20 protein-coding genes are annotated in these 21394 nt (G+C 69.6%); 15 read left to right on the top strand and 5 right to left on the bottom strand.

Features of this window, described 5'->3' with window-relative positions:
* Positions 1-158: 158 nt before the first annotated feature.
* Positions 159-722 carry a hypothetical protein gene (locus ACFY9I_RS32960; RefSeq protein ID WP_391008235.1) on the top strand — a complete coding sequence of 188 codons (564 nt, stop codon included), beginning with the start codon at positions 159-161 and terminating at the stop codon, positions 720-722.
* Positions 723-740: 18 nt separating this feature from the next.
* On the opposite strand, the gene ACFY9I_RS32955 is transcribed toward ACFY9I_RS32960, so the two are convergent.
* The 5 genes from ACFY9I_RS32955 to ACFY9I_RS32935 are packed head-to-tail and all read right to left on the bottom strand — an operon-like array spanning position 741 to position 7463.
* Entirely contained in the window at positions 741-920 is a 180-nt protein-coding gene (locus tag ACFY9I_RS32955) for a hypothetical protein (RefSeq protein WP_391008233.1), read from the bottom strand.
* A 27-nt stretch (positions 921-947) separates the two neighbouring features.
* Positions 948-1379 carry a hypothetical protein gene (locus ACFY9I_RS32950; protein ID WP_391008231.1) on the bottom strand — a complete coding sequence of 144 codons (432 nt, stop codon included), beginning with the start codon at positions 1377-1379 and terminating at the stop codon, positions 948-950.
* On the bottom strand, positions 1379-6175 hold the full coding sequence (locus tag ACFY9I_RS32945) for a putative T7SS-secreted protein (protein WP_391008229.1): 4797 nt from the start codon (positions 6173-6175) through the stop codon (positions 1379-1381). Before ACFY9I_RS32945 ends, ACFY9I_RS32950 begins: the two co-directional genes overlap by 1 nt.
* The gene (locus tag ACFY9I_RS32940; RefSeq protein ID WP_391008227.1) at positions 6175-6855 is read right to left on the bottom strand and encodes a hypothetical protein; all 681 of its coding nucleotides are present in this window, start codon (positions 6853-6855) and stop codon (positions 6175-6177) included. The genes ACFY9I_RS32945 and ACFY9I_RS32940 overlap by 1 nt, the downstream gene beginning before the upstream one ends.
* Positions 6852-7463 carry a hypothetical protein gene (locus ACFY9I_RS32935; RefSeq protein ID WP_391008226.1) on the bottom strand — a complete coding sequence of 204 codons (612 nt, stop codon included), beginning with the start codon at positions 7461-7463 and terminating at the stop codon, positions 6852-6854. The genes ACFY9I_RS32940 and ACFY9I_RS32935 overlap by 4 nt, the downstream gene beginning before the upstream one ends.
* Positions 7464-7590: 127 nt before the next feature.
* Here ACFY9I_RS32935 and ACFY9I_RS32930 point away from each other — a divergent pair, with 127 nt between their 5' ends.
* The 14 genes from ACFY9I_RS32930 (at position 7591) to ACFY9I_RS32865 (ending at position 21334) form a co-directional block, all read left to right on the top strand.
* A complete protein-coding gene (locus ACFY9I_RS32930) occupies positions 7591-8847 on the top strand; it encodes a DUF1266 domain-containing protein (protein ID WP_391008224.1) in 1257 nt (418 codons plus the stop codon).
* 319 nt (positions 8848-9166) lie between these two features.
* The gene (locus ACFY9I_RS32925; RefSeq protein ID WP_391008223.1) at positions 9167-10027 is read left to right on the top strand and encodes a hypothetical protein; all 861 of its coding nucleotides are present in this window, start codon (positions 9167-9169) and stop codon (positions 10025-10027) included.
* Between the two features lie 163 nt (positions 10028-10190).
* Positions 10191-10907: a Flp pilus assembly protein CpaB gene (gene cpaB, locus ACFY9I_RS32920; RefSeq protein ID WP_391008221.1), complete on the top strand. Its 717-nt coding sequence runs from the start codon at positions 10191-10193 to the stop codon at positions 10905-10907.
* 361 nt (positions 10908-11268) lie between these two features.
* Entirely contained in the window at positions 11269-12888 is a 1620-nt protein-coding gene (locus ACFY9I_RS32915) for an AAA family ATPase (protein WP_391008220.1), read from the top strand.
* Between the two features lie 350 nt (positions 12889-13238).
* Positions 13239-13514: a hypothetical protein gene (locus ACFY9I_RS32910; RefSeq protein ID WP_391008345.1), complete on the top strand. Its 276-nt coding sequence runs from the start codon at positions 13239-13241 to the stop codon at positions 13512-13514.
* A 49-nt stretch (positions 13515-13563) separates the two neighbouring features.
* Entirely contained in the window at positions 13564-14904 is a 1341-nt protein-coding gene (locus tag ACFY9I_RS32905) for an ATPase, T2SS/T4P/T4SS family (protein WP_391008218.1), read from the top strand.
* Between the two features lie 164 nt (positions 14905-15068).
* Positions 15069-15968, top strand: a complete 900-nt coding sequence (locus ACFY9I_RS32900) for a type II secretion system F family protein (RefSeq protein ID WP_391008343.1) — start codon at positions 15069-15071, stop codon at positions 15966-15968.
* A gap of 20 nt (positions 15969-15988) precedes the next feature.
* Complete coding sequence (locus tag ACFY9I_RS32895) at positions 15989-16891, top strand: DUF5936 domain-containing protein (protein ID WP_391008216.1); 903 nt, start codon at positions 15989-15991, stop codon at positions 16889-16891.
* Positions 16891-18384, top strand: coding sequence for a histidine kinase (locus ACFY9I_RS32890; protein ID WP_391008214.1), 1494 nt, complete (start codon positions 16891-16893; stop codon positions 18382-18384). The genes ACFY9I_RS32895 and ACFY9I_RS32890 overlap by 1 nt, the downstream gene beginning before the upstream one ends.
* Entirely contained in the window at positions 18377-19147 is a 771-nt protein-coding gene (locus ACFY9I_RS32885; protein ID WP_391008213.1) for a response regulator, read from the top strand. Before ACFY9I_RS32890 ends, ACFY9I_RS32885 begins: the two co-directional genes overlap by 8 nt.
* Positions 19148-19252: 105 nt before the next feature.
* A complete protein-coding gene (locus tag ACFY9I_RS32880; protein ID WP_391008341.1) occupies positions 19253-19462 on the top strand; it encodes a hypothetical protein in 210 nt (69 codons plus the stop codon).
* Positions 19459-20076 (top strand): pilus assembly protein TadG-related protein, encoded by a 618-nt coding sequence (locus ACFY9I_RS32875; protein ID WP_391008339.1) that lies wholly within the window; start codon positions 19459-19461, stop codon positions 20074-20076. Before ACFY9I_RS32880 ends, ACFY9I_RS32875 begins: the two co-directional genes overlap by 4 nt.
* Before the next feature lie 15 nt (positions 20077-20091).
* Positions 20092-20688, top strand: a complete 597-nt coding sequence (locus tag ACFY9I_RS32870) for a hypothetical protein (protein WP_391008211.1) — start codon at positions 20092-20094, stop codon at positions 20686-20688.
* Between the two features lie 7 nt (positions 20689-20695).
* Positions 20696-21334, top strand: coding sequence for an OmpA family protein (locus tag ACFY9I_RS32865; protein WP_391008209.1), 639 nt, complete (start codon positions 20696-20698; stop codon positions 21332-21334).
* Positions 21335-21394: the final 60 nt, after the last annotated feature.

The raw sequence follows: 21394 nt of genomic DNA, 5'->3' as shown, positions 1-21394 counted from the left end.
GGCTCCCCCTGGGTGAGCTCGCGTACGTGGTCGTGTGGGCTTCTCGGATTCTTCGCCTCTCACCTCACTGATGCGGTGACCCCCGGGGAATGTTTCATCGGAGGGGGAGAGATACGGTGCGGTACGAGTCACACCAACGGGGCAGGGGAACGCACACCATGGACCAGCCTGAGCAGCAGGGCCACCAGCCGCCGCCACCACCGCAGCCGCAGCCGTGGACGCCGCCGGGCGGCCACCAGGGCTTCGGCCCTCCGCCTCCGCCGTACGCACCCCCCGGCCCCCCACCACAGCCGTACGCGCCCCCGGCACAGCCCTACGCACAACCACCGCAGCCCTACGCACAACCACCGCAGCCTCACGCGCAACCGCCGCAGCCGTACGGGCACCCGGCTCCGCAGCCGTACGCCCCTCAGCCGCAGGCGGGCGTTGCTCCCGGGGCCCAGGGCCCCGAGTTCCTGGCCGTCGACCGCCACAACTCCGTCGTCATCGACGACAACGGCGTCGCCTTCGAGGACCACGGCGTCGCCGTCGACTTCCCCTGGCCGGAGGTCCGCAGCGTCCACTACAAGGCGAGCGCCAACGGCAAGTCCCTCATGGTCGCCGTGATCCACGTCGACGGCAGCTTCTTCGAGTGCACAGTCGAGGCCAAGCCGAGGGAACGCCTCTGCCAGTGGTTCGGCCACCTGGCCCAGGTGCTGAGCTACTACCGCCCGATGGGCTAGCGCCGACCGTGCGGCCTCTCAGAGCAGGTGGTCCACCTTCCCGGCTTTGATGTCGAGAATGAGCGTGCGCAGCGCTTCCCGGGAGTCGGTGAGGTAGGTGTCCTCGGCACCGGCTATGGCTGTGTAGGCGTTGCCGGAGGGGTCGGTGCCGAGGCGGAAGCAAGCCGATCCCTCGGCGCAGAAGGGGTCTTCGGCCATTCCCTCCAATACTTTCGTCTCGCACCTTCACTGGCTGCGGCCGGACTGAGGTCCGGCTCCCGGATCAGAACGAAAGCCCAGAGTGCGGCCGACCTGCAATGAAATATCGAGCAGTAGCTCCCGCTCCACGGATGGAACCTGGTACCCGTGCGCTTCGGCGAAGGAAAGAAAGTCCTCAGGCAGGGCGATGGAGTAATGCCGCACGTAGGAAGCCAGGTCCAGCCGCCAGACGAACGAGCCGTCAGTCAGCACTGACGATCCCCCGGGTACGCGAAAGGCGTCACCGATCACATCCGCCGTAAGCTCGGTCACATCGAGGACGGGGTGTCCGGAGAGCAGGTACTGGGTCAGGTCGTGAAGCGGGTAGGACAGCGCGCCCGAGTCGGGGAGCGGGATTTCCTCCGTGTATGTGCTTACTGTACGGTCTTCTAGTTGGCGATAGAATCCGATAAATCGCATCAATTTCCTCCGATGATGGGTAGGAAGATTCTCCAATAGCCGTCGTTTGCGATCTGGGGAACCTGTCCTGGTCCCAGTACGGGATTCGTGCCCACCTTATCGGTAGGTGCTCGTACAGTTACGCCCAATTCGTCGGCTATCTGCTGAGCGATTCCCGAACTGTCCGCCCCGGAGTGACAGACCATTAGCCGAAGTGGGCCCCCGTTGTAGTGCGGGTTGTTTGTCACGGCATCTACGAGTTGCCCGCCATTCACATTACCGTCCGGGAACTCCAGGAACCCATCTCGAGAACCGTGGGCGACCACGTCGTGCTCACCGGCATTCAGTACGTTCTGGAAGTTCCGGGCGCTTGCGCCGTCATCCCCGATCAACGTACCCGTCGGACCATGTGTAACAGGCGCCCCGGCAGGAATGCCGCTGTCTTCCATGTAGTCGGCGCCCGGTCCGGCCGACCGGCAGGGTGCGAGACCAAGCGGGTCAGCCCAGGTGTGCGGATTATGCACGTAGGCAGTTGAGTTCGGGGCTGGCGCCAGACCAAGGGGATCTTTGGTGAGGTAGCGGGCGGTTTCGGGGTCGTAGTGCCGGAAGGAGTTGTAGTGCAGCCCCGTTTCCGGGTCGTAATACTGGCCAGGGAAGCGCAATGGTGTATAGGCGGTGCTGTTCGCCGCCCAAGCGGTTGTTCCCCACAACGTGCTCCGCGTTCGCCATGCGATCTTGCCCTGCTGGTCAACGAGTTCGCTGGGTGTGCCTATCAGGTCGGTCACGATCGCGAAGAAGCGGGAGTCGATCACCTCTTGGGGAGCCTCGGCCGTGGCGATGCGTTCTGTCTGGGAGATGGGCTGCAGGCCCTGGTGGTCCCAGGTCAAGGTGACAAGGTTTGGGCAGGCCGGGGATGCGGTCGTCTGTTCGCAGAGGGTTGTGCCGTCCCAAGTGAAGCCGACCCGCTCGACGACTGTTTCGCTGTCGTCTCCCAGGCGGAGCTTCGCGACTCGGCGCCCCAGTGGGTCGTACGCATACAGCCAGCGCGTGCCGTCCGGTGTCGTCACCGACGTCAGGCGGTCCTCGGCGTCCCACTCGTAGCGCCACGTATCCGGCTTGCGGGACAAGCGGGTCTTCTGGCGGAGGGTGATGCGGCCCAGCTCGTCGTGTTCGTAGCGGACGTGTCCCGCGCGGGTGATGCGAGTGCCCTCGTACGAGCGTTCGCCTGTCGCCTCCTGGCCCGGGTGGGCCGATGGCCAGGAGGCCGAGGTCTGGTTGCCCGCCTCGTCGTAGGCGTACGTCTCCGTCCAGTTCGCCGCGTGTACCGCTGTCACACGGCCCGTTGCGTCCAAGTCGAAGTGGCGGGGGCCGGAGAGTTGGTCGTCGATGGCGGTCAGGTTGCCGTCGGCGCGGTACGTGTAAGCGCGGTGTTGGATCGAGCGGCCGGATGTGCCGGTCACCGCCTGGTTGGTGAGGCGGCCCACGGAGTCGAAGGTGTGCTCCAGGGTGACCGTCTCGCCGATGCGGCGGGTCAGCTCACGGCCGGCCTCGTCGTAGGCGAAGTCGATGGCGCGGCCCCCGGCGACCATCCCGGTGCGGCGGCCTGCCGCGTCGTACGTCCAGGTCGTCGTCGCGCCGGACGGGGTCGTGCGGCCGACGCGGCGGCCCAGATCGTCATACGCGTACGACAGCCGGCGCCCGTCGACCGTCTCCGAGCGCACCAGACCGAAGCGGTCACGCAGGATCGTCAGCGTCGTACCGTCCGGGCCGGTCGCCTGAGCGAGTTGGTCCGTCATGTCGTACGCGTACGTCGTGATTGCGCCCGCCGCGTCTTTGCGGAGTACCTGGCCAAGGGCATTGCGCTCGAACGACACCACCTGCCCGAGCGCGTTCGTGCGGGACGTCAGGCGGCCCGACGCGTCGTGCTCGTACGTGAGGGTGCGGTCGTCGAAGTCCGTCTCGGCGATCAGGGAACCTGCGGCGTCGTACTCGTAGCTCCACGTCAGGCCCTGCGGGTTGGTCACCCGTGTCAGGCGTAGTTCCTTGTCGTGCTCGAACTCGTGACGTACGCCGTCCGGTCCCGTGCGGGCCGTCAGCAGGTCGAAATGGGTGTACTCGAAGCGGGTGACGCCACCCATCGGGTCGGTGTGGGTGATGCAGTTGCCCTCGCCGTCGTACGACCATGACTCCGTGGTGCCGTCAGGAGCTGTGCGGCGGGCCAGGTGACCCTCGATCGTCCACTCCAGCCGGGTCACCGCACCCGTGGGGTCTGTAATGGCGATGAGCCTGCCGAAGGGGTCACGCTCGTAGCGATTGACCGCGCCCAGGGGATTCGTGATCTCCAAAGGCAGACCGGCGCGGTCGCAACGGACCGTGGTTGTGTGGCCGAGGGGGCCCGTCACGGCGGTCAGGTGGCCCAATTCGTCGTACGTGAAACGGGTGGTGTGGCCCCTCGGGCCGGTCACCGAGGTGCGGTTGCCGCGTTCGTCGTACGTCTGGCGGACCACCGTGCCGTCCGGGTTCACCACCCGCACTGGCAGGCCGAGTCCGTTGTACTCGGCCCTTGCCTCGCGGCCGTCCGGGCGGGTGACGAGGGTTGGGTTGCCCGCGTCGTCGTAGCGGAACGTCGTCGTGTGGCCAAGGGGGTCGGTACGGGAGAGGAGGCGGTGGTAGCGGTCCCGTTCGAAGTGGGTGGCGGCGCCGAGAGGGTCGATCTCGGTGACGACCTGGCAGGCGTCGTTGATCACGAAGCGGCGGGTGTGACCTTCGCCGGTCGTCGTGGTGGTGACGCGGTGACCTGTTGCCGCGTCCCGTTCGCCATAGGTGAAGCGCAGGCTCATGTGGCCGTGCGTGCCGCCCTCGGCGACGCAACGGTCCCGGTCGTCGTACTCGTACGTGTAGCCGCGGTCGTTCGTGTCCGTCCAGGAGGTGACCCGGCCGGCCTCGTCATAGGTGAACTGGAGCGGGAGGCCGGAGGAGTTGACGACCTCGGTCAGATTGCCGTCCGTGTAGCGGTAGCGCTTCAGTTCCTGGTCGGTGGCGGCCAGGCGGAGGGCCGTGATCCGTCCTGCCTCCGTGGTGACGCGTACGTCGTATCCGGCGCTGGAGACGATGCCGAGCGGGGTGCCCTCGGCGTCGTACTCGAAGGTGAGCCAGTTGCCGTTGCGGTCGTCGATCTGTTCGATGACGGCCAGGTCGTCCCCGCGGTCGGTGAAGTGCCAGACACGGTGGTTCTGCGGGTCGGTGACGGTGTAGCCACCGTCCTCGCGCTCCAGGGGCCAGCGAGGGCCGTGGCTGGGGAGGGTCGGGACGCCCGGTGCCGGGTGGGGGTAGGCGAGGAGCAGGCCGTCCTCGGTGACGAAGACGACGCCCTCGGAGTCGATCTCCAGGCGCTGGTCGACCGTCGAGGACCACGACGGACCGAACCAGCGGCCGCAGTGGTAGCCGGACTCCACCCGCCGCCGGAAGACGAGAGGGAGAGCACCCGGAAGCACCACGTCCGTCTGCGGCAGGTACATCTTGCCCGTGGTGAGGTCGACCGGGTCGGTCGGGTCCTCCGCGACCTTCTTGTTGGGGTTGTCGTGCTCCTGGGGCGCCTTTTCGACGGTCTCCCTCGCCCCTCGTTGGGCTCCCGCGTCGGCCGCCTCTTCGACGCCGTGTTTGACCGCGCCCTTGATCCCGCCCGTAGCCACCCCGCGCGCTGCCCCCGCCCCCTTGGTCCCGAGGAGGTCGAGGATGACGCGGCCGGTGAACTCGGACGGGTCCTTCTTGACGGACTGCCAGGTGTCCTTGAGGGCGCGGTCCGGATGGGCCGCGGTCGACACGAGCCCGGAGAGGGTCATGTTGACGTTCTGGTAGTACTCGGCGGGGTGGCGGACGTTGTACGGATCAAGGGCGTTCATGCTGCGGCCGAAGGTGATGATGCCCGCGCCGCCCTTGACGACGCCGCCGGCGACATGGAGGAGCTCGGTGCTCTTCCCCGCTCCGTAGTCGGTGATGTTGGCGGCGAGTTTCAGGGCGGGCGGCAGTTCGGCGGGGGCGTGCTCCAGGGCCGCCTTGACGGAGGTCGTGGCCGTGCGGGCGGCCTCGTTGCGCTGGCGGCGGGCCTCCTTGAGGAGTTCGTGGGCGCGGGCGATGTCCGCCTTGCCGGGGTCGCTGAACTCGGCGGGCCTGGGCCCGGGATCGTCACCGGCCTTCACCTTGGCGTTGTAGGTGTCGACCTTGGAGTTGTACGCCTTCACCGCCGCCTCCGAGGCCTTCACCCCGGACTTGTAGGCGTCGATGGCGTCCTGGGCCTGGCCCTGCGCCCACTTCACCGTGTCCGCGTACGAGTCGAGCGCCTTGGCCGCCTTGTCGCAGGCGTCCGCCGCGCGCATCCACTTCTTCGGGTGCATGGCGAACTTCTCGCGGAAGGTGTCGGCGGCCTGCCCCTTCCACCGGGAGGAGTCCAGCTTGCGCATGCCGTCGCCGACCTTGTCGAAGGCGGTGTGGAAGTCCTTGAGGTGCTGGGCGCTCTCCCGGATGCGGGCCGGGTTCCCGTGGACGAGTTCGTTGGCCTGCTCGGTCTCACCGAGTTGCTGCTCGCCTGGGGTGGCACCGAGCGCGGACGCCGCACCGTCGCCCCAGTCCTCCACCTTGTCCGCGACGCCCTTGAGGCCCATCTCCTCCAGGCGTTCACCGGCGAAGTCGGTGCCCGCGTCGATGCCTTCGCCGACGACTCTCTTGCCGTCCTCGTATACCTCTTCGGCCTTGCCGACGACCGTGTTGGCGGCGCCCGCGAGCTTGTCGCCCACGCCGTCCGGGATCCAGCCGCCCATCAGCGGGCGCCCCCGCCCTGCTCCTCTTCGGCCTGGGCCTGCGCCGCCTGCTCACGCTCCTCGCGCGAGGGGCCGTACTGCTGGTCGAGCCATGCCTCGTACTGCTGGTCGGTCATGCCCATCGACTCCTGCGGGTCGGCCGGCCCGTTCTGGAGGACGGGGGAGGTCAGCACGTCGCGCTGCGTGTCGTTCCATGCCTGGTCGACGTTCTGCTGCGCCCGGTCCCACGACTCCCCGCTCCAGTCGGAGGTGGCGAACATGTGGTTGTCGCCGATCTCGCCCCAGCTCATCTGGGTGACCTGGTCCTCGCTGAGGTGCGGGTTGCCCATGACGGAGTTCGCTGCGATCTTGAAGGTGCCGTCGATGTACTGCTCGGTCTCGTGGAACGTCCCCGCCGCCAGGCCCACGGCGTCCGCGAAGGCACTGCCCTCCAGGATCAGCGCGCGGATCCCCCACTCCCACCGCTCGCAGAACGAGTCGAGCGCCGACGTCAGACCGCCGTGCCCCAACTCCAGGCCGGACAGGGCCAGATCGGAGAACCCGCGGCCCACGCTCGCCTCGCCGAGCATGCCGAGTTCGCGGAGCTCGGACATGGCCAGGTCGATGCCCTCGGTGATCAGGGCCAGGCCTTCCACCTGAAGGTCCTTGCCCTCACCTCCGCCGCCTCCGCCGTCGTTCACCGAGTCAACTCCCCGTTCGTGTCGGTCATCTTCATCTCGCCCGGGTCGCTCACGTGCACGTCCACGGCCGCGTCCACGGCCGCCGCGTCCGGCACGATCCCCTTGACCGGCGGGAACAGCGCGCCCTGACCCTCGCTGCCGACGTCCAGCGCCACCCCGTACGGCACCGGCATCGCCGGGATCGCCACGTCCAGCAGCCGGGCGCCCAGGACACGGTCGTACGTCCACTCCCGCGCGCCTTCGCCCCTTGCGATGGCGAACCGTGCCAGGGCGGGCTCGTCCGAGAAGGCGTAGATCCAGCGGATACCGCCGTACTCCCCGGTGAGCGGGTCGCCGTCGTCCGACAGGGGCACCAGGACCGCCGTACGCCGGAACTCGCCGAGCAGGGCGGCGGCTTCGCGTCGGCGGTGGGTGCGGGCGGCGTCATCTGCCGCCGGGGGTAGGGTGTCGCCGCCCGTCGGGGATGGGGTCCGCTCTTCGGGCGGGGCCGGCGGGCGGGCGGAAACGGGGCCGTTCTGCTTGGCCGGCTCGGCCGATTCCACGTAGTCGAAGATCCTGGATCGGCGTATGCCGTCCGCCGCTCCGATACCTCCCCCGTGATCAGACATGCGTGCGATCATCGCATCGGCGTATGGCGTGCTGCAACGCCACGGCCTTTGCCGCAAAGTGTGTCGCCGGACCGGTCGACGGGTGACGGAACCGGGGCGGGCACGACCGTGAAGAAGAGGATGAAGCATGTCGTTCGGGCCGCCGCCCGCAGGGTTCGGGCCTCCCGCACCGTCTGCCTGGACACCACCGACCGACATCGAACGGGCCCTGTTCGAGGCCAAGATGCGAGGCGACTGGCTCGCGTACTACGACGTGCTCGCTCGGGTCCGGCTCTACTACGAGGTGTCCCGAGAGGATGTCGACGCGGACCCCGAACGGTTCGGCCGTATCCTCTTCCGCGACCCGCGCACCTCCGCCTGGCGGTGGGAGCTCTTCACGGACGGGATGCTGCCCGAGCCACGGCCGGACCAGGTGTACGCACATGCGTCCCTGAGTTGGATCGCGCACTACCGGAGCGAGAGATCCCCGTCCAGCGTGGTGATCAACCCGGGCAGCCCCTGCGAACTCGATCTGCCGTGCGGGCCTCCGGGGTCGACGGAGTGGTCCAGGGTGGCCGAACGAGTGGGTGCGCCGTTCGTCTACCGCAAGCGCCTGCGCGCGCTCCACGTCGGTGGTCCTCTCCACGGCCCCGTCGCCCGGGGGCTCGCCTGCGGAGCCCTGCTCTGCGTCAACAACGGTTCCCTCTGGAACGCCATGGCCTGGCACGGGACGGGCTACGACCAGGAACGTAAGCGACTGAGGGAATGGTGGGGGATCAGCCGACGCGAACAGTGGCAGCAGCACCTTCGCGCCCTGCTGGACTGCGAAGCCTCCAGCTCGGTCTGGGAGTTCGCGCTCGGACTGCGCCGCGCCCTCGCACGTGACTTCGGCGGCCATGTCGACGTGGAGTACTGGCGGCACCTCGCCGCGCAGGTGCTGCGCGCCAACGCCGCCGGATCGACCGTGCTCGGCGCCGACGGCGTGACCAAGACCGATCCGCGCCCCGAATCGGAGACCACGGCGCGGATCGAGGGTGTGCAGCGCCTCATCGGGCGGATCACCCGGTACGAGGCCCGCATGCGTGCCGACGGGATCCTCGCCGAGAACCGGTACGTCACCTCCGTCGAGGCCTGGGACCTGGGACGCGCCTCGAAGATGGCCCGATGGGGGCTCGGCGCCAGGTTCGGGACGGTACGGGAAGCGGAGGCCGCCGTCGTCGAGGCGGGACGGAAAGCCTCCCTGTCGTACCGCTCCTGGCAGGACTTCTCTGCCGGCTACATCCTCGGGCGCTGCCTCCACTTCGACGAGGAGGAGTTCGGCGACTGGTACACCGACATGGCCGACGCCCACCGGATCCTGATGTCCGAGCCCGGTAGCCCCTGGCTCAACATTCCCTTCCGGTAGGCGGCATCCCGACCGAGCCTCCCCGCCGCCGTGGGCCCTGCGCCGTCAACGCTCCCGCACGAGGCCGTTCACCCGACCGGGTGTCCCCAACGCGCCTGCGCGCATGCCGAGTTGAGGCATATGCGTCTCACTCTGTGTGGATACGGCCCGCACCTTCCGTGAGTCGATCAAGAAGATTCGGTGTTGATCGGGGCATGCCGTGGATATGGTGCTGATGCAAGACGATGCAGGAGGGGCGTCGAGAAAGACGTCGACCTCACAGGGGCCATCTGAGGCGGCGGTCGACCACCCCGCCGCAGTGAACGGGGTGGTGTGCAGCGTGCCGACCGCGATAGCCGTCACCAGTTCCGACCTGGTGCTCCCACCGCACGACCGCCAGACCCCGCCCGCAGTCGTCCAGCCGCAGGAGACGCTCGAAAGCTCCCTGCTCGGCATGCACGCGCTCATCGAGCAGCACGGCTACGTCATCGCCCTCCACTCGCCCTCGGACGCGTCCGTCGTCACCCGGCGGCTGCACACCGTCCGCTCCATGCTGGAGAGCGACCGCCTCGCCCTGCTCGCGGTCGACCTGCCGCCCCTGGGACTCGCCCTGCTCGCACAGCAGTTACGGCAGCTGTCCGTGTGTGACTTCAGCCCCGGCGTGCTCGCCTCCTCCGTGCGCCTGCTCGCGCACTACATCTACGCCGGCGCCCTCCTCGGCTCCGTCGCCAAGCTCGACCGGGTCCCCGTCACGCTGAAGTCGCACGCCAAGTCGTGGGTGCCGGGCGCCCAGTTCGCCGTACTGGCCAACCCCCGCCCCCAGCTCGTACGCCTCAACGTGGCCGACCAGGAGCCCCTCGCCGGACCCGAGTTCGGCACCCGGCTGCACATCGCGCAGGGGCCGCAGCCGCCCTCCGACTGGGTCACCTCGACGCTCGCGCCCGCCTGGCAGGTACAGGGCTCCCTGCCGGTACCGCTGCCGGAGGGCTCCGTCCGCTGGTGGGGGACCGGGAAACTCGTCGAGTTCGCCGCCGGCCTCTCCGACGTCTCCGTCCTCTACCAGCTCGTGTCGTCCGTACGACGTGAGACCTGTCACTGGTGCGGCCTCGAACTCATCGGCGACCGCTGCGGCTTCTGCCACGCACCGCTACGGGAACCGGAGCCGGCCCCCGCCCGCGCGCTGCCACCGGGGGCCACATGACAGCCGTACGACGACTTCACAGCCCGCGAGCAGTCCACCGCCCGCGAGGCCGCCCACCCGCGAGGCCTTGCGGCAGCCCACCCGCGAGGCCTTGAGGCAGCCCGGCCGCAAGGCCTCGGTACGACCGCTCCATGCCCGGCACTTCCCCACGAGGTGAGATGTAGTGAACTCGCGCCAGCGCCGCGGCGTCGTCCTGCTGGTCCTCTCGGCCCTGTGCGCCCTGGCCGCCTTCGCCGGAGTGCTCTCCGTGATCCGTGACGCGAACGCGAAGGTCGGGCCCGAGGTGACGGCGTACCGGCTGAAGAGCGACATCGCACCCTACAAGGAGCTGTCGGCGGGCCAGTTCGAGAGGATCTCGATGCCGGAACGGTGGCTGTCCGGCACGGCGGTCACCGATCTGTCGGAGATCCGGGGCAAGATCGCCGTCACCCAGCTCAGCAAGGGATCGCTGCTCCAGTCCGACATGATCGTCGACCGGCCCGAACTGGAAGCCGGGCAGCAGGAGATCGCGATCCTGATCGACGCGTCCACCGGTGTGGCGGGGAAGATCAACCCAGGGTCGCGGGTCAACATCTACGCCACGTTCGAGGAGAAGGACAGCGACTCGGGCAAGGACTCGTCCAAGCTGATGGTCAGCGATGCCCGCGTCATTGACGTCGGCAAGCTCACCCCCCTGGAAGCCGGCCAGTCCAGCAGCGAACGCCGGCGCACGGCGACCGAGGCCGTCCCCATCACCTTCGCACTCGACACCGCCGACGCCCAGCGCGTCGCGTACGCCGAGTCGTTCGCCGAGCACGTCCGTCTCGCCCTCGTCGGGGGCGGGGAAACCACGGTCGTCGTACCGGACGACCGTTCGTACACCCTCGACGAGGACAAGTAGGAGGCCGCGCGATGAGGTCGGTCCGGAACGTCCGCAGAGGGATGCCTCGAACGGGGGTCCAGCAAACGCGCTTGCGGGTGGACGCGTCCCGGCTGGGCATGCTGAAGGGGGTACGGCGAACGGGTGTGCCGTGGGGGGTACGGCGAACAAGGGCGCCGTGGGCGGCGGCGAGTGAGCCCGGGGGTTCCGCGGCCTCGCGCGTGCCGAGGTCGCGGCTGACGCCGACGCCGACGGCGGGACCGGCTGCGATGCCTACGGCCGGACCCGACACGGCGGCGGCGACGCCCGCCAGGCCCGTGACGACGCCCGCCACACCCGTGACGACGCCCGCCACGTCCGCGACCGGAACGGGGATCCGCCGATGACCATCCGAATCCTCCCCGCAGTCGGGGACGTCGACTCGGCCAGCGCTCTCACCACCCTGCTCAGCCAACTGGCCGACGCCGAACCGGCACCGCCCGTCTCCGACTCCACCGCCCTGCTCGACACCCTCGCCCGGCTGGCCGCCGACTCGCTGGACGAACTGCCCGAGGTGGTGCTGGTCCACGAACGCATCGGCCCCGTCCCGGTGCTGGACCTGGTCCGTGACCTCGTCCTGCGCTTCCCGGCGGTCGGCGTCGTCCTCATCACCTCCGACACGAGCACCGGGGTCCTGACCGCCGCCATGGACTCCGGCGCCCGCGGCATCGTCAACCTCCCCCTCTCCTACGACGCCCTCGCCGAACGCGTCCAGGCCGCCGCCGCCTGGTCGGCCGGAATGCGCCGCCACCTCGGCAGCGCCACGCCGGAGCTGTACGCGGGCCCCGGTGGCACCGTCGTCACGGTCAGCGGGGCCAAGGGCGGTGTCGGCGCCACAGTCACCGCCGTCCAACTCGCCCTCGCCGCCCGAGCGTCCGGCCGTACGGTGGCGCTGCTCGACCTCGACCTGCAGAACGGGGACGTGGCGTCGTACCTGGACGTACAGTTCCGCCGCTCGGTCGCCGACCTGGCCGCCATCGCGGACATCAACCCCCGCGTCCTCCAGGAGGCGGTCTACACCCACGACACCGGCATCGCCCTCCTTCTCGCCCCCGCCGAGGGAGAACGGGGTGAGGAGGTCACGGACCGCGTCGCCCGCCAGATCCTGGCCGCCCTCCGCTCCCGCCACGACGTGGTGGTCGTCGACTGCGGCTCGCAGATGAACGCGGCGACGGCCGCCGCCGTGGAGATGGCCGACCGGGCACTGTTGCTCGTCACCCCGGACGTCGTCGCCGTCCGCGCCGCCAAACGCATGGTCCGCCTCTGGGACCGTCTCCAGATCCGCAAGGCCGAGGAGACGCTGACGGTCGTCAACCGCCACTCACGCGGTACGGAGATCCAGCCGTCGCTGGTCGAGAAGGTCACCGGCACGAAGGTGGCCCGCGCCAGCGTCCCCGCCGCCTTCAAGGAGCTCCAGTCCGTCGTCGACGCGGGCCGGCTCCAGGACCTCGACGCCCGCTCGGTCGTCAAACAGGCGCTGTGGGCGCTGGCGGCGGAACTGGAACTGGTCGCGGCGCCGGAGAACGGGCACGGAGGAGGGCGGCGCCGCAGGTCCGGGGCCGACCGTGGTGCCCTGGTCCTCCGACGCAAGGGCGGCGACCGGGGCTCGGTGACCCTCGAGTTCGCCGGGACGTTCCCCCTGATCCTGATCACCATGGCCATCCTCTGGCAGGCCGCCCTCTACGGCTACACCTACACCCTCGCCGGCAACGCGGCCGACGAGGCGGCCCGCGCGGCCACCGCCGCGTACGCCGTCGACGGTGACATCGCCGCCGCCTGCGAGGCCGCCGGCAGCGAACACCTCCCGGGCGCCTGGAGCGACACCTCCATCGACTGCGCCCCGTCGGGCTCCCTCATGCAAGCCGAGGTCCAGGCAAACGTCCCCCTCTTCTTCCCGGGCTTCGACGCCGGCTGGACCGTCAACGGGGAAGCGGGCGCGGCCCTGGAGGGGGACACGGAATGAGCCCGCCCAGCCCACCGCGGCCCGACACAGCCCACGACACGCACGACAGCGACACGCACCCCGTACGTCGGGTCGGCCGCGTACGTCGGGTCGGCCGCGTACGGCGAGAAGGGGGCGTGTCGGGGGGTGTCCGCCCGCAGCGGTTGGCGCGTCAACACCTTGCACTTCTCAGGGAACCGATTCCGCGCCGTTCCGAGGACGGACACCCCCCGGCGCGCCCCAGACCCACCCACCACCCCCGGGCGAACCACCCACCACCGACGGGAAAGCCACCCCGCCACCGCTGGAACGACCGGGGCTCCTCCATCCTGGAGTTCGCCGGCTTCCTCCCCATCCTCCTCCTCGTGGGCATGGCGGCGATCCAGCTCGGCCTCGTCGGCTACGGCATCAGCCAGGCCGGCTCGGCCGCACGTGCCGCCGCCCGTGCCGAGTCGCTCGAACCCGGGGCCGGCGCCGCCGCAGGCGCAGCCGCGGTGAGCGAATGGCTGAACCCGGACCCCGACGTGGGCCCCGGCACCGACACCACCACAGCGACTGTCACCGTCACCGTCCCCTCGGTGATCCCCCTCTTCGACCCGGTCACCGTGGAACGCACCGCCACCATGCCCAACGACACCGACGACTGACGCCCGCCCGGATCACCGCCCCCACCCCCGAGAGGAGTTGACGAGAAAGATGAGCCTGCGATCCCGTATCGCCGCCCCCGACGAGGGGGGAACCGGACGCGAGGACGGACACCTCGTGGCCGTCTACCGCGCCAAGCTCCTCGAAGAGATCGACCTGGCCGAGATGTCGGCCCTGACGGCGGCCGACCGCCGCGCCCGCCTGGAACGTGTACTCGGCCACATCATCAGCCGAGAGGGCCCGGTCCTCTCCTCCTCCGAACGCTCCCAGCTCATCCGCAGGGTCGTCGACGAGGCCCTCGGCCTCGGCGTCCTCGAACCTCTCCTCGCCGACGCCTCGGTCACGGAGATCATGGTCAACGGCCCCGACTCGATCTTCGTGGAGCGAGCCGGCCGCGTGGAACAGCTTCCCCTCCGCTTCGCCTCCACCGACCAGCTGATGCAGACGATCGAACGCATCGTCTCCACCGTCAACCGCCGCGTCGATGAGTCGAACCCCATGGTCGACGCCCGCCTCCCCACCGGCGAGCGCGTCAACGTGATCATCCCCCCGCTCTCCCTCACCGGCCCCACCCTCACGATCCGCCGCTTCCCCCGCGCGTACACGCTCCCGGAACTGATCGGCCTCGGCTCCCTCGACGAGCAGATGCTGATGCTGCTGGCCGCCTTCGTCCGCGCCCGCTTCAACGTGATCGTCAGCGGCGGCACAGGCACCGGAAAGACGACCCTCCTCAACGCCCTCTCCGGCCTGATCCCACCCCGCGAACGCATCATCACCATCGAGGACTCCGCCGAACTCCAGCTTCAGCAGGAGCACGTCATCCGCCTCGAATCGAGGCCCCCCAACATCGAGGGCAAGGGCCAGATCACCATCCGCGACCTGGTGCGCAACTCCCTCCGTATGCGCCCCGACCGCATCATCGTCGGTGAGGTCCGCGGCGGCGAGACCCTCGACATGCTCCAGGCCATGTCGACGGGCCACGACGGCTCCCTCGCCACGGTGCACGCCAACTCCGCCGAGGACGCCCTCATGAGGCTGCAGACCCTCGGCTCGATGTCCGAGGTCCTCATCCCCTTCGAGGCCCTCAAGGACCAGATCAACTCGGCGGTGGACGTGGTCGTCCAGCTCACCCGCTTCGCCGACGGCTCCCGCAAGGTCACCGAGATCGCCCTGCTCGTCTCGCACGGCCGTGAACAGTTCCGTATCGCCACGGTCTCCCGCTTCGCCCCGGACCCCCTCGGCGCCGACCGTGTCGTCCACGGCCGCTACGAACACCTGCCGATACCCCGCCCCGTCGCGGAGAAGCTGTACGTGGCCAACGAGCCGCTGCCCCCGGCGTTCGGCGTGGCGGAGGCCGTCGACGTACGCAACACCCGCCAGGCCATCGGATAGCCCGAGACCCCGAGGAGGTAGGACCGAACATGGCGACAGCCCTGGTATCCCTGGCCCAGGCACCCTTGCCCCAGGCACCCCTGGCCCGGACACGGCTGGCCCAGGCACCCCTGGACCTGGACGGCACCACTCTGCTGGCCCTCGGCGCCACCGTCCTCTGCGGCATGCTCGCCGTCGCGGGCGCCCACGCGTACGCCTCCGGCCGCGCCCAGCGCCAGGCCCTGGTGGACCGCCTCGCGGGCAGTCAGGGCGGCCCGCTCCGCTCCGCGACCGGCCGCGTACGACGCTTCACCGCCGTCGACCGCCGTCTGCGCCGCACCCGCCTCGGCCGCGCGATCCACCTGCGCCTGACCACGACCGGACTCGACCTCACGGCGGGCGAGTTCGCCACGTACGTCGCCCTGCTCGTCGTCGCCCTGTGGCTGATCGCCGCCGCCACGCTCGCCCCGTTCTTCGGTCCGATCGCCGGCGCCGTGGGCGTCTGGGCCGCCGCCATCTTCCTCAACTGGCAGCGTCAGAAACGTATCGAGGCCTTCATCAACCAACTCCCCGACGTGGCCCGCCTCCTCGCCAACGCCACCGCCGCCGGCCTCGCCCTCCGTACGGCCCTGGCGATGGCGGCGGAGGAACTGGAGGCCCCGGCGGGCGAGGAACTGGCGCGTGTGGCCGACCAGTTGGCGCTCGGCCGCTCGGTGGACGACGCCCTGGGCGAACTGGCCGAACGTCTCCCCTCCCGCGAACTGATCGTCCTCGTCACCACTCTCGTCCTCTCCAACAAGGCGGGCGGCACCGTGGTCAGCTCCCTGCGCAACCTCACCCAGACCCTCGAGGACAGAAAGGAGACCCGCCGAGAGGTCCGCACGATGCTCTCCGAGGTCAACGCGACCGCCTTCACGGTCCCTCTCCTCGGCCTCGGCTCCCTCCTCCTGATCAACTCCTCGAACGACGGCGCCCTGGCCCGGGTGACCGGTTCCCCCCTCGGACAGGCCCTGGTCCTGATCTCGATCGGCCTCTACACGGTCGGCTTCTTCGTCATCCGCCGCCTCGGCAAGATCGAAGTATGAGAAGGGGCCCGTGACCTGAGATGACGACCTCGACGCTCCCCTTCCTCCTCGCCCTCGTGACGGCCGTCGCCGTCGCGGGCGTCCTCCTGGGCATCCGCATGATCCGCGCGGACGCCAAGCTCCCCAGCGACCTGGCCCTCGCCCTGGAGGTGGGCGCCACCCGTGTCTCGAAGACCGGCTCGGCCGTCGACCGCCTCGGCATGCGCTTCGCGCCCCTCGTCCTGCGCCTCATGGGGCCCCGCCGGGTCGAGGCCAAGCGCCGCCGCATCGACATGGCGGGCAACCCCGGCGGCCTCACCCTCAACCGCTACGCCGCCCGCCGAGCCGTCTACGGATTCTTCGGCGCCTTCATGGGCCTGGTCTTCCTCACCAGCGGCCGTCCTCTCTTCGCCGCCTTCACCTTCGCCTTCGGCCTCCTCGCCGCCGACGCCGCGATCTGGCAGGCCATCCGCGAACGCAAGGACGTCATCGACCGCACCCTGCCGGACTTCCTCGACGTCCTCGCGGTCGTGGTCTCGGCGGGCCTGGGCTTCCGCCAGGCCCTGGACCGGGTCGCCGAGAAGTATGAAGGCCCCTGGGCCGACGAACTCCGCATCACCCTGCGCCAGATGGACATGGGCGTCAGCCGCCGCCAGGCCTTCGACGAACTCCGCAAACGCAACTCCTCCGAGCAGGTCGCCCAGTTCGTCTCGGCGCTCCAGCAGGGCGAGGAACTGGGCTCCCCGATCGCCGAGACCCTCATCCAACTGGCCGCCGACATGCGCCGCACCGACGCCCAGAACGCCCGCCGCCGAGCCGCCCGCACCATCCCCAAGGCCACCCTGGTGACCCTGGTCTTCATGCTCCCGGCGACGATGATCCTCATCGCCACGGGCATGTTCCTCGGCTCGGGCACCAACTTCGGCGACATCCTGGGCCGCTGATGAGCGCCCGGAGACTACTCCCACCTCCCTGCGGGCAATCGTGCCGCTGGGGTGGCACGGGTGGGCGCAGGCGGCACCCGGCAAGCGCCGGTGAGCGCCCCCAACCCCCGCCCGGCCCCGGCCAGGGCCCACGCACCCAACCCCCGCCCGGCCCCGGCGAAGGGGCCCCACCCACCACCGGCTACCTCCAGGACGACGCCGCACCCCCCGCCACCCTCCGCCTCCAACTCAACGCCCTCCAGGCCCTGGCCCGCCAGACCTTCGCCGTCCGCCTCACCACCCTCACCGTCGGCACCCCCTTCGCCCTGGCCAACACCACGGACGGCCCCCCGACCCACGCCGTACTGATCGCCGCCGTCCTCGGCATCACCGTCTCCTACGCCATGCTCAGGGACTGGCCCCGCTTCGCCCCCCACCTCCTCGCCCACCCCACCCTCATGGCCCTGGACCTCCTCTTCGGCGCGGTCCTCCTCCTCACCGCCTCCCCGTCGTCCCCCCTCGCCTACGCCACGGTCTGCACCCCCCTCCTCTCCGGCCTCCTCTACGGCTGGCGCGGCGCCGGAGTGCTCACCGGCCTGCAACTGGCCGTCCTCCTCACCGTCCACCGCGCCTGGGAGCACCGCCCCGGCGCGGGCGCCAGCACCCTTCTCATCGCCGGTTTCTGCGTCGCCGCCGGCATCATCGGCGTAACCCTCCGCAACCTGATGTTCCGCTTCGGTACGGCCACCCAGGCACTCTCGGAAGTCACGTCCCGCCTGGCCGTCGCGGAGGCCGTGGAGTCGGAACGCGCCCGCCTGGCCCGCGAACTGCACGACTCGGTGGCCAAGACCCTCCACGGCCTGGCCCTCGCAGCGGACGCCCTGGCGACCACGGCGGACCACCCCGCCCCCGACCCCACCCACCTGAAACAACAGGCCACCCTCGTCGCGGCCGCCGCCCGCCGCGCCGCAGCCGAATCCCGCGACCTCCTCACAGACCTACGCCGCCACACGGACCTGACGACGACCCCACCCACCGACCTGACGACCGAACTGACCGCCCGCACAGCGGACTTCGAGTCCCGCACCGCCGTCCCCACCCGCCTCGTCCACACCGGGACGGCCGCATCCCCGCCGCTGCCGCCCGAGACGACCCGCCACCTCCTGGCGATCACGTCGGAGGCCTTGGAGAACATCCACCGCCACGCGCGGGCGACGGCGGCGGAGGTGTCCCTGAAGATCACCCGGAACTCCCTCCACCTTTCGATCAAGGACGACGGCGTGGGTCTCCCGCCCGCCCTCACCCTCGAAGAGGCGCAGGAATCCGGCCACTTCGGTCTCCTGGGCATGGCGGAGCGCGCGGCCCGGACCGGCGCGTCCCTCCACATGGGATCGGACGGCACCGGCACGGAGGTAGCGCTCACCCTCCCGCTCCCCGTCCGCCCGCTCCCGGTACGAGCGGGCGGCGAACCACCCACCCCCGAATCCCCCCGACAGGAGGCCGCACATGCCTGACCAGCCCCAGGCACGCCCCGGCCCACCCCTCCGCGTCCTCGTCGCGGACGACAACCCGGTGGTCCGCGCCGGCCTCACCGCACTCCTGGGCACACACCCCGACATGGACGTGGTCGCCCAGGCCACGAACGGCGAGGAAGCGGTCCGCGAAGCCGGGCGGCACCATCCGGACGTCGCCCTCCTCGACGTCCGCATGCCCGGCACGGACGGCCTCACCGCACTCCCGGAACTGGCCGCGCTCTGTCCCGTGATGATGCTGACGTACAGCACGGAACCCCAGGTCGTGGCCGAGGCCCTGCGCCGGGGCGCGACCGGCTACCTGGTCCACGGCGAGTTCACGGCCGCCGAACTGGTCGCGGCGGTACGGGCCTTGCGGGAGGGGCGCCCGACCATCTCCGCGACTGTCTCAACTTCACTCGGCGTTTCCTACAAACCTTCACACGAAAGTCACGCCCCCGCTTCGCAGATGCAACCAGTTGTGGCACAGTCGTCAAAGACTCGTCCCGCCCATGCCTCGCGGCTGCACCGCCGCATCCCCAACCATTCCAACCGCCCGTCCTTCGGCCTGAGTTCAAGGGAGGTGGAGGTGATGGACCTCATCGCGTCCGGCATGAACAACCGCCAGATCGCCGCCACCTGCTTCATCAGCGAGAAGACCGTCAAGAACCACATCAACCACATCTTCGCGAAACTGCACACCTCAACGCGCAGCGAAGCCATCGCCCACTGGCTGGGCACCGCCCACCGGGGGTGGCCCCGATGACCCCACCCACACAACCGATTTGGGCCCCCGGACCCACCCCCGGTACGTGTCATCTCACGTACGGTGATCCGGTTGGTGTCGGCATCGCGCGGGAAGGCAACCGCCATGAAGGTGAAGCACCGTTTCGGGGCGTGGAAGAGGACCGTCGTCTCCCGAATGAGGGGGCAGGATCGGGACGCCGGCGCGGGGTTCGTGGAGTACGCGGGCATCATGATCATCATTGCGGGAATTTTCGTGATGATCGACGGACTCGGTCTCGACGGACTGATCTCGGGCGCGATCCGGGATGCCATTACCGACGTCATCGGCGGCTGAGTTCGTCTGATTTTCGTGGTGCCAGGGGATCCACGCTTCCCATCTACATCTGGCTCACGACGATCATTCTTTTCGTGGGACTCGCCTTTTTCGCGTTCGCGCAGGCAGCGTCCGCCCGCAATGGTGCTCAAACCGCGGCGGACGCTGCCGCGTTGGCGGCCGCGCAGCAGGCGCGGGACGAGCTGTTGTTGGTTCTCAGGGACGACATCGCCGACGGCAACAGCGACTGGCTGGACTGGCTCGACCTGTCCAGAGGGCTCCCTCCCGGAGGGGAAGCCACCGCTGCGGCAGCGGAGTTGGCCGCTCAGAACAATTCGACAGTCGAAGGTGGTGCCCAGCCCACCGAGGTGGACGGTGACCTAGCGTTCCAAGTCGACGTCGTGACGGACTACACCGTGGGCGACTCGATTATTCCTGGCACCGAGGATATGACGGCCCGGGCTCAGGCCGTTGCCGTCATCCAGCCGCGCTGCGAGTTCGCTCCGAACACCAACCCCACGCAACCCGTCACCCTGGACTGCGACGGCGTGCCGGTGGAGATCGACCCCGGAGATTTCAACCCGGACGATCTTCCCGAGGCGTCCGTGATGTTCTCTGTGTATCTGGCCGAGTGAGAGGAAGCCGTACCGATGAACCTTCGGCGCACCATGAAGGGCCGCAGGGCAGTGACCGCGGTGGCGATCGCGACCGGGCTGCTCCTCACGGTTGCCGGATGCAGTGGGGGAGGAGACGACGACAAGAAGTCGTCAGACCCCGCTTCGTCTTCTCAGCCTTCCAGCAAAGAGAGCGGTGACAAGGAAGAATCACAAGCCCCCGACGTCAAATCGGCTTTGGCCGAGGTCAAGAGCGGTGCCATCACCCTCTCTGTGGTTTCGGCCGAACGGGACCAGGGCGGCTATGTGACGGTCAACGGCACGGTCACCAACAACGGCGGAAATTTCTGGCCTGCGGCGGACTGGCGCGGCGACGAGCGCGAACTGAACAAGAACGGGGCTTCCCTGGCTGGTGCGTCGCTGGTGGACGGTGCGGGGAAGAAGAAGTACCTCGTGCTCCGGGACACCGAAGGGCGCTGTCTGTGTACGAAGTTCGAGGGAGGCGGTGTGGAGTCGGGACAGGCGACCGACTGGTACGCCCAATTCCCCGCCCCTCCCGAAGGCACAACCTCCGTAGACTTCCAGGTCGGCTCCATGCCCCCCGCCACGATCGAACTCTCCGAGGGCGAGTGACGTGACGATGACCGCCCCGACCCCACGTGCCGCCACGACGGCCACGTTGGCCACGGCCGTGGCCCTCCTGGCGACCCTCGCCTTTCCCGCCCACGCCGCCGACGACCCCAGCGAACCCCCGGGCACGGTCACCACCTCCCCACCCCCGGAAGTGGACGCGAACAGTCCGAACCTGAAGCTCGCTCAGGGCGCGACCCTCGCCCCCGCCAAGGTCCTGGACATCAAGTCGGTCGTGGAGGATCTGGGCGGCGAGGAACGCCGCGAGGACACGAACGAGAACGTGACGTTCGCACTTCAGGCGGAGGTCCTCTTCCCGAAGGACAGCGCGAAACTGAATCCCCAGGCGCAGTCCCGGATCCAGGCCATCGCGGAGGAGATCAAGAACCACAGCGCGGGCACGGTCCGCGTCTTCGGCTTCACGGACAACCTCGGGTCCTACGCCCACGGCCTGACCCTCTCCAAGAAGCGCGCGGAGGCCGTCCACGACCTCCTCGCCGCGGACCTGGGCGGCAACGTCACCTTCGAGGTACGCGGCTACAGCGAGGACTACCCCATCGCCGACAACTCCACGGAAGACGGCCGCAAGAAGAACCGCCGAGTGGAGGTCTCCTTCCCGAGGACCGGTGGGACGACGAGCGAGAGCTGAGGCACGGCTGCGCGCCGCCGTTCAGCAGGCGGCCTGACCGTGGAGGTATCCCGCCCCGGT

The sequence above is a fragment of the Streptomyces sp. NPDC012510 genome, from assembly GCF_042955065.1.
Classification (GTDB): domain Bacteria; phylum Actinomycetota; class Actinomycetes; order Streptomycetales; family Streptomycetaceae; genus Streptomyces.
This window is presented reverse-complemented; position numbering and strand designations above follow the sequence as displayed.

Coding starts and splice junctions, on each gene's coding strand:
- ACFY9I_RS32960 (WP_391008235.1), top strand. CDS start 159: ATGGACCAGCCTGAGCAGCAGGGCCACCAGCCGCCGCCACCACCGCAG.
- ACFY9I_RS32955 (WP_391008233.1), bottom strand. CDS start 920: ATGGCCGAAGACCCCTTCTGCGCCGAGGGATCGGCTTGCTTCCGCCTC.
- ACFY9I_RS32950 (WP_391008231.1), bottom strand. CDS start 1,379: ATGCGATTTATCGGATTCTATCGCCAACTAGAAGACCGTACAGTAAGC.
- ACFY9I_RS32945 (WP_391008229.1), bottom strand. CDS start 6,175: ATGGGCGGCTGGATCCCGGACGGCGTGGGCGACAAGCTCGCGGGCGCC.
- ACFY9I_RS32935 (WP_391008226.1), bottom strand. CDS start 7,463: ATGTCTGATCACGGGGGAGGTATCGGAGCGGCGGACGGCATACGCCGA.
- ACFY9I_RS32930 (WP_391008224.1), top strand. CDS start 7,591: ATGTCGTTCGGGCCGCCGCCCGCAGGGTTCGGGCCTCCCGCACCGTCT.
- ACFY9I_RS32915 (WP_391008220.1), top strand. CDS start 11,269: ATGACCATCCGAATCCTCCCCGCAGTCGGGGACGTCGACTCGGCCAGC.
- ACFY9I_RS32910 (WP_391008345.1), top strand. CDS start 13,239: ATGGCGGCGATCCAGCTCGGCCTCGTCGGCTACGGCATCAGCCAGGCC.
- ACFY9I_RS32905 (WP_391008218.1), top strand. CDS start 13,564: ATGAGCCTGCGATCCCGTATCGCCGCCCCCGACGAGGGGGGAACCGGA.
- ACFY9I_RS32900 (WP_391008343.1), top strand. CDS start 15,069: ATGCTCGCCGTCGCGGGCGCCCACGCGTACGCCTCCGGCCGCGCCCAG.
- ACFY9I_RS32895 (WP_391008216.1), top strand. CDS start 15,989: ATGACGACCTCGACGCTCCCCTTCCTCCTCGCCCTCGTGACGGCCGTC.
- ACFY9I_RS32890 (WP_391008214.1), top strand. CDS start 16,891: ATGAGCGCCCGGAGACTACTCCCACCTCCCTGCGGGCAATCGTGCCGC.
- ACFY9I_RS32885 (WP_391008213.1), top strand. CDS start 18,377: ATGCCTGACCAGCCCCAGGCACGCCCCGGCCCACCCCTCCGCGTCCTC.
- ACFY9I_RS32880 (WP_391008341.1), top strand. CDS start 19,253: ATGAAGGTGAAGCACCGTTTCGGGGCGTGGAAGAGGACCGTCGTCTCC.
- ACFY9I_RS32870 (WP_391008211.1), top strand. CDS start 20,092: ATGAACCTTCGGCGCACCATGAAGGGCCGCAGGGCAGTGACCGCGGTG.
- ACFY9I_RS32865 (WP_391008209.1), top strand. CDS start 20,696: ATGACCGCCCCGACCCCACGTGCCGCCACGACGGCCACGTTGGCCACG.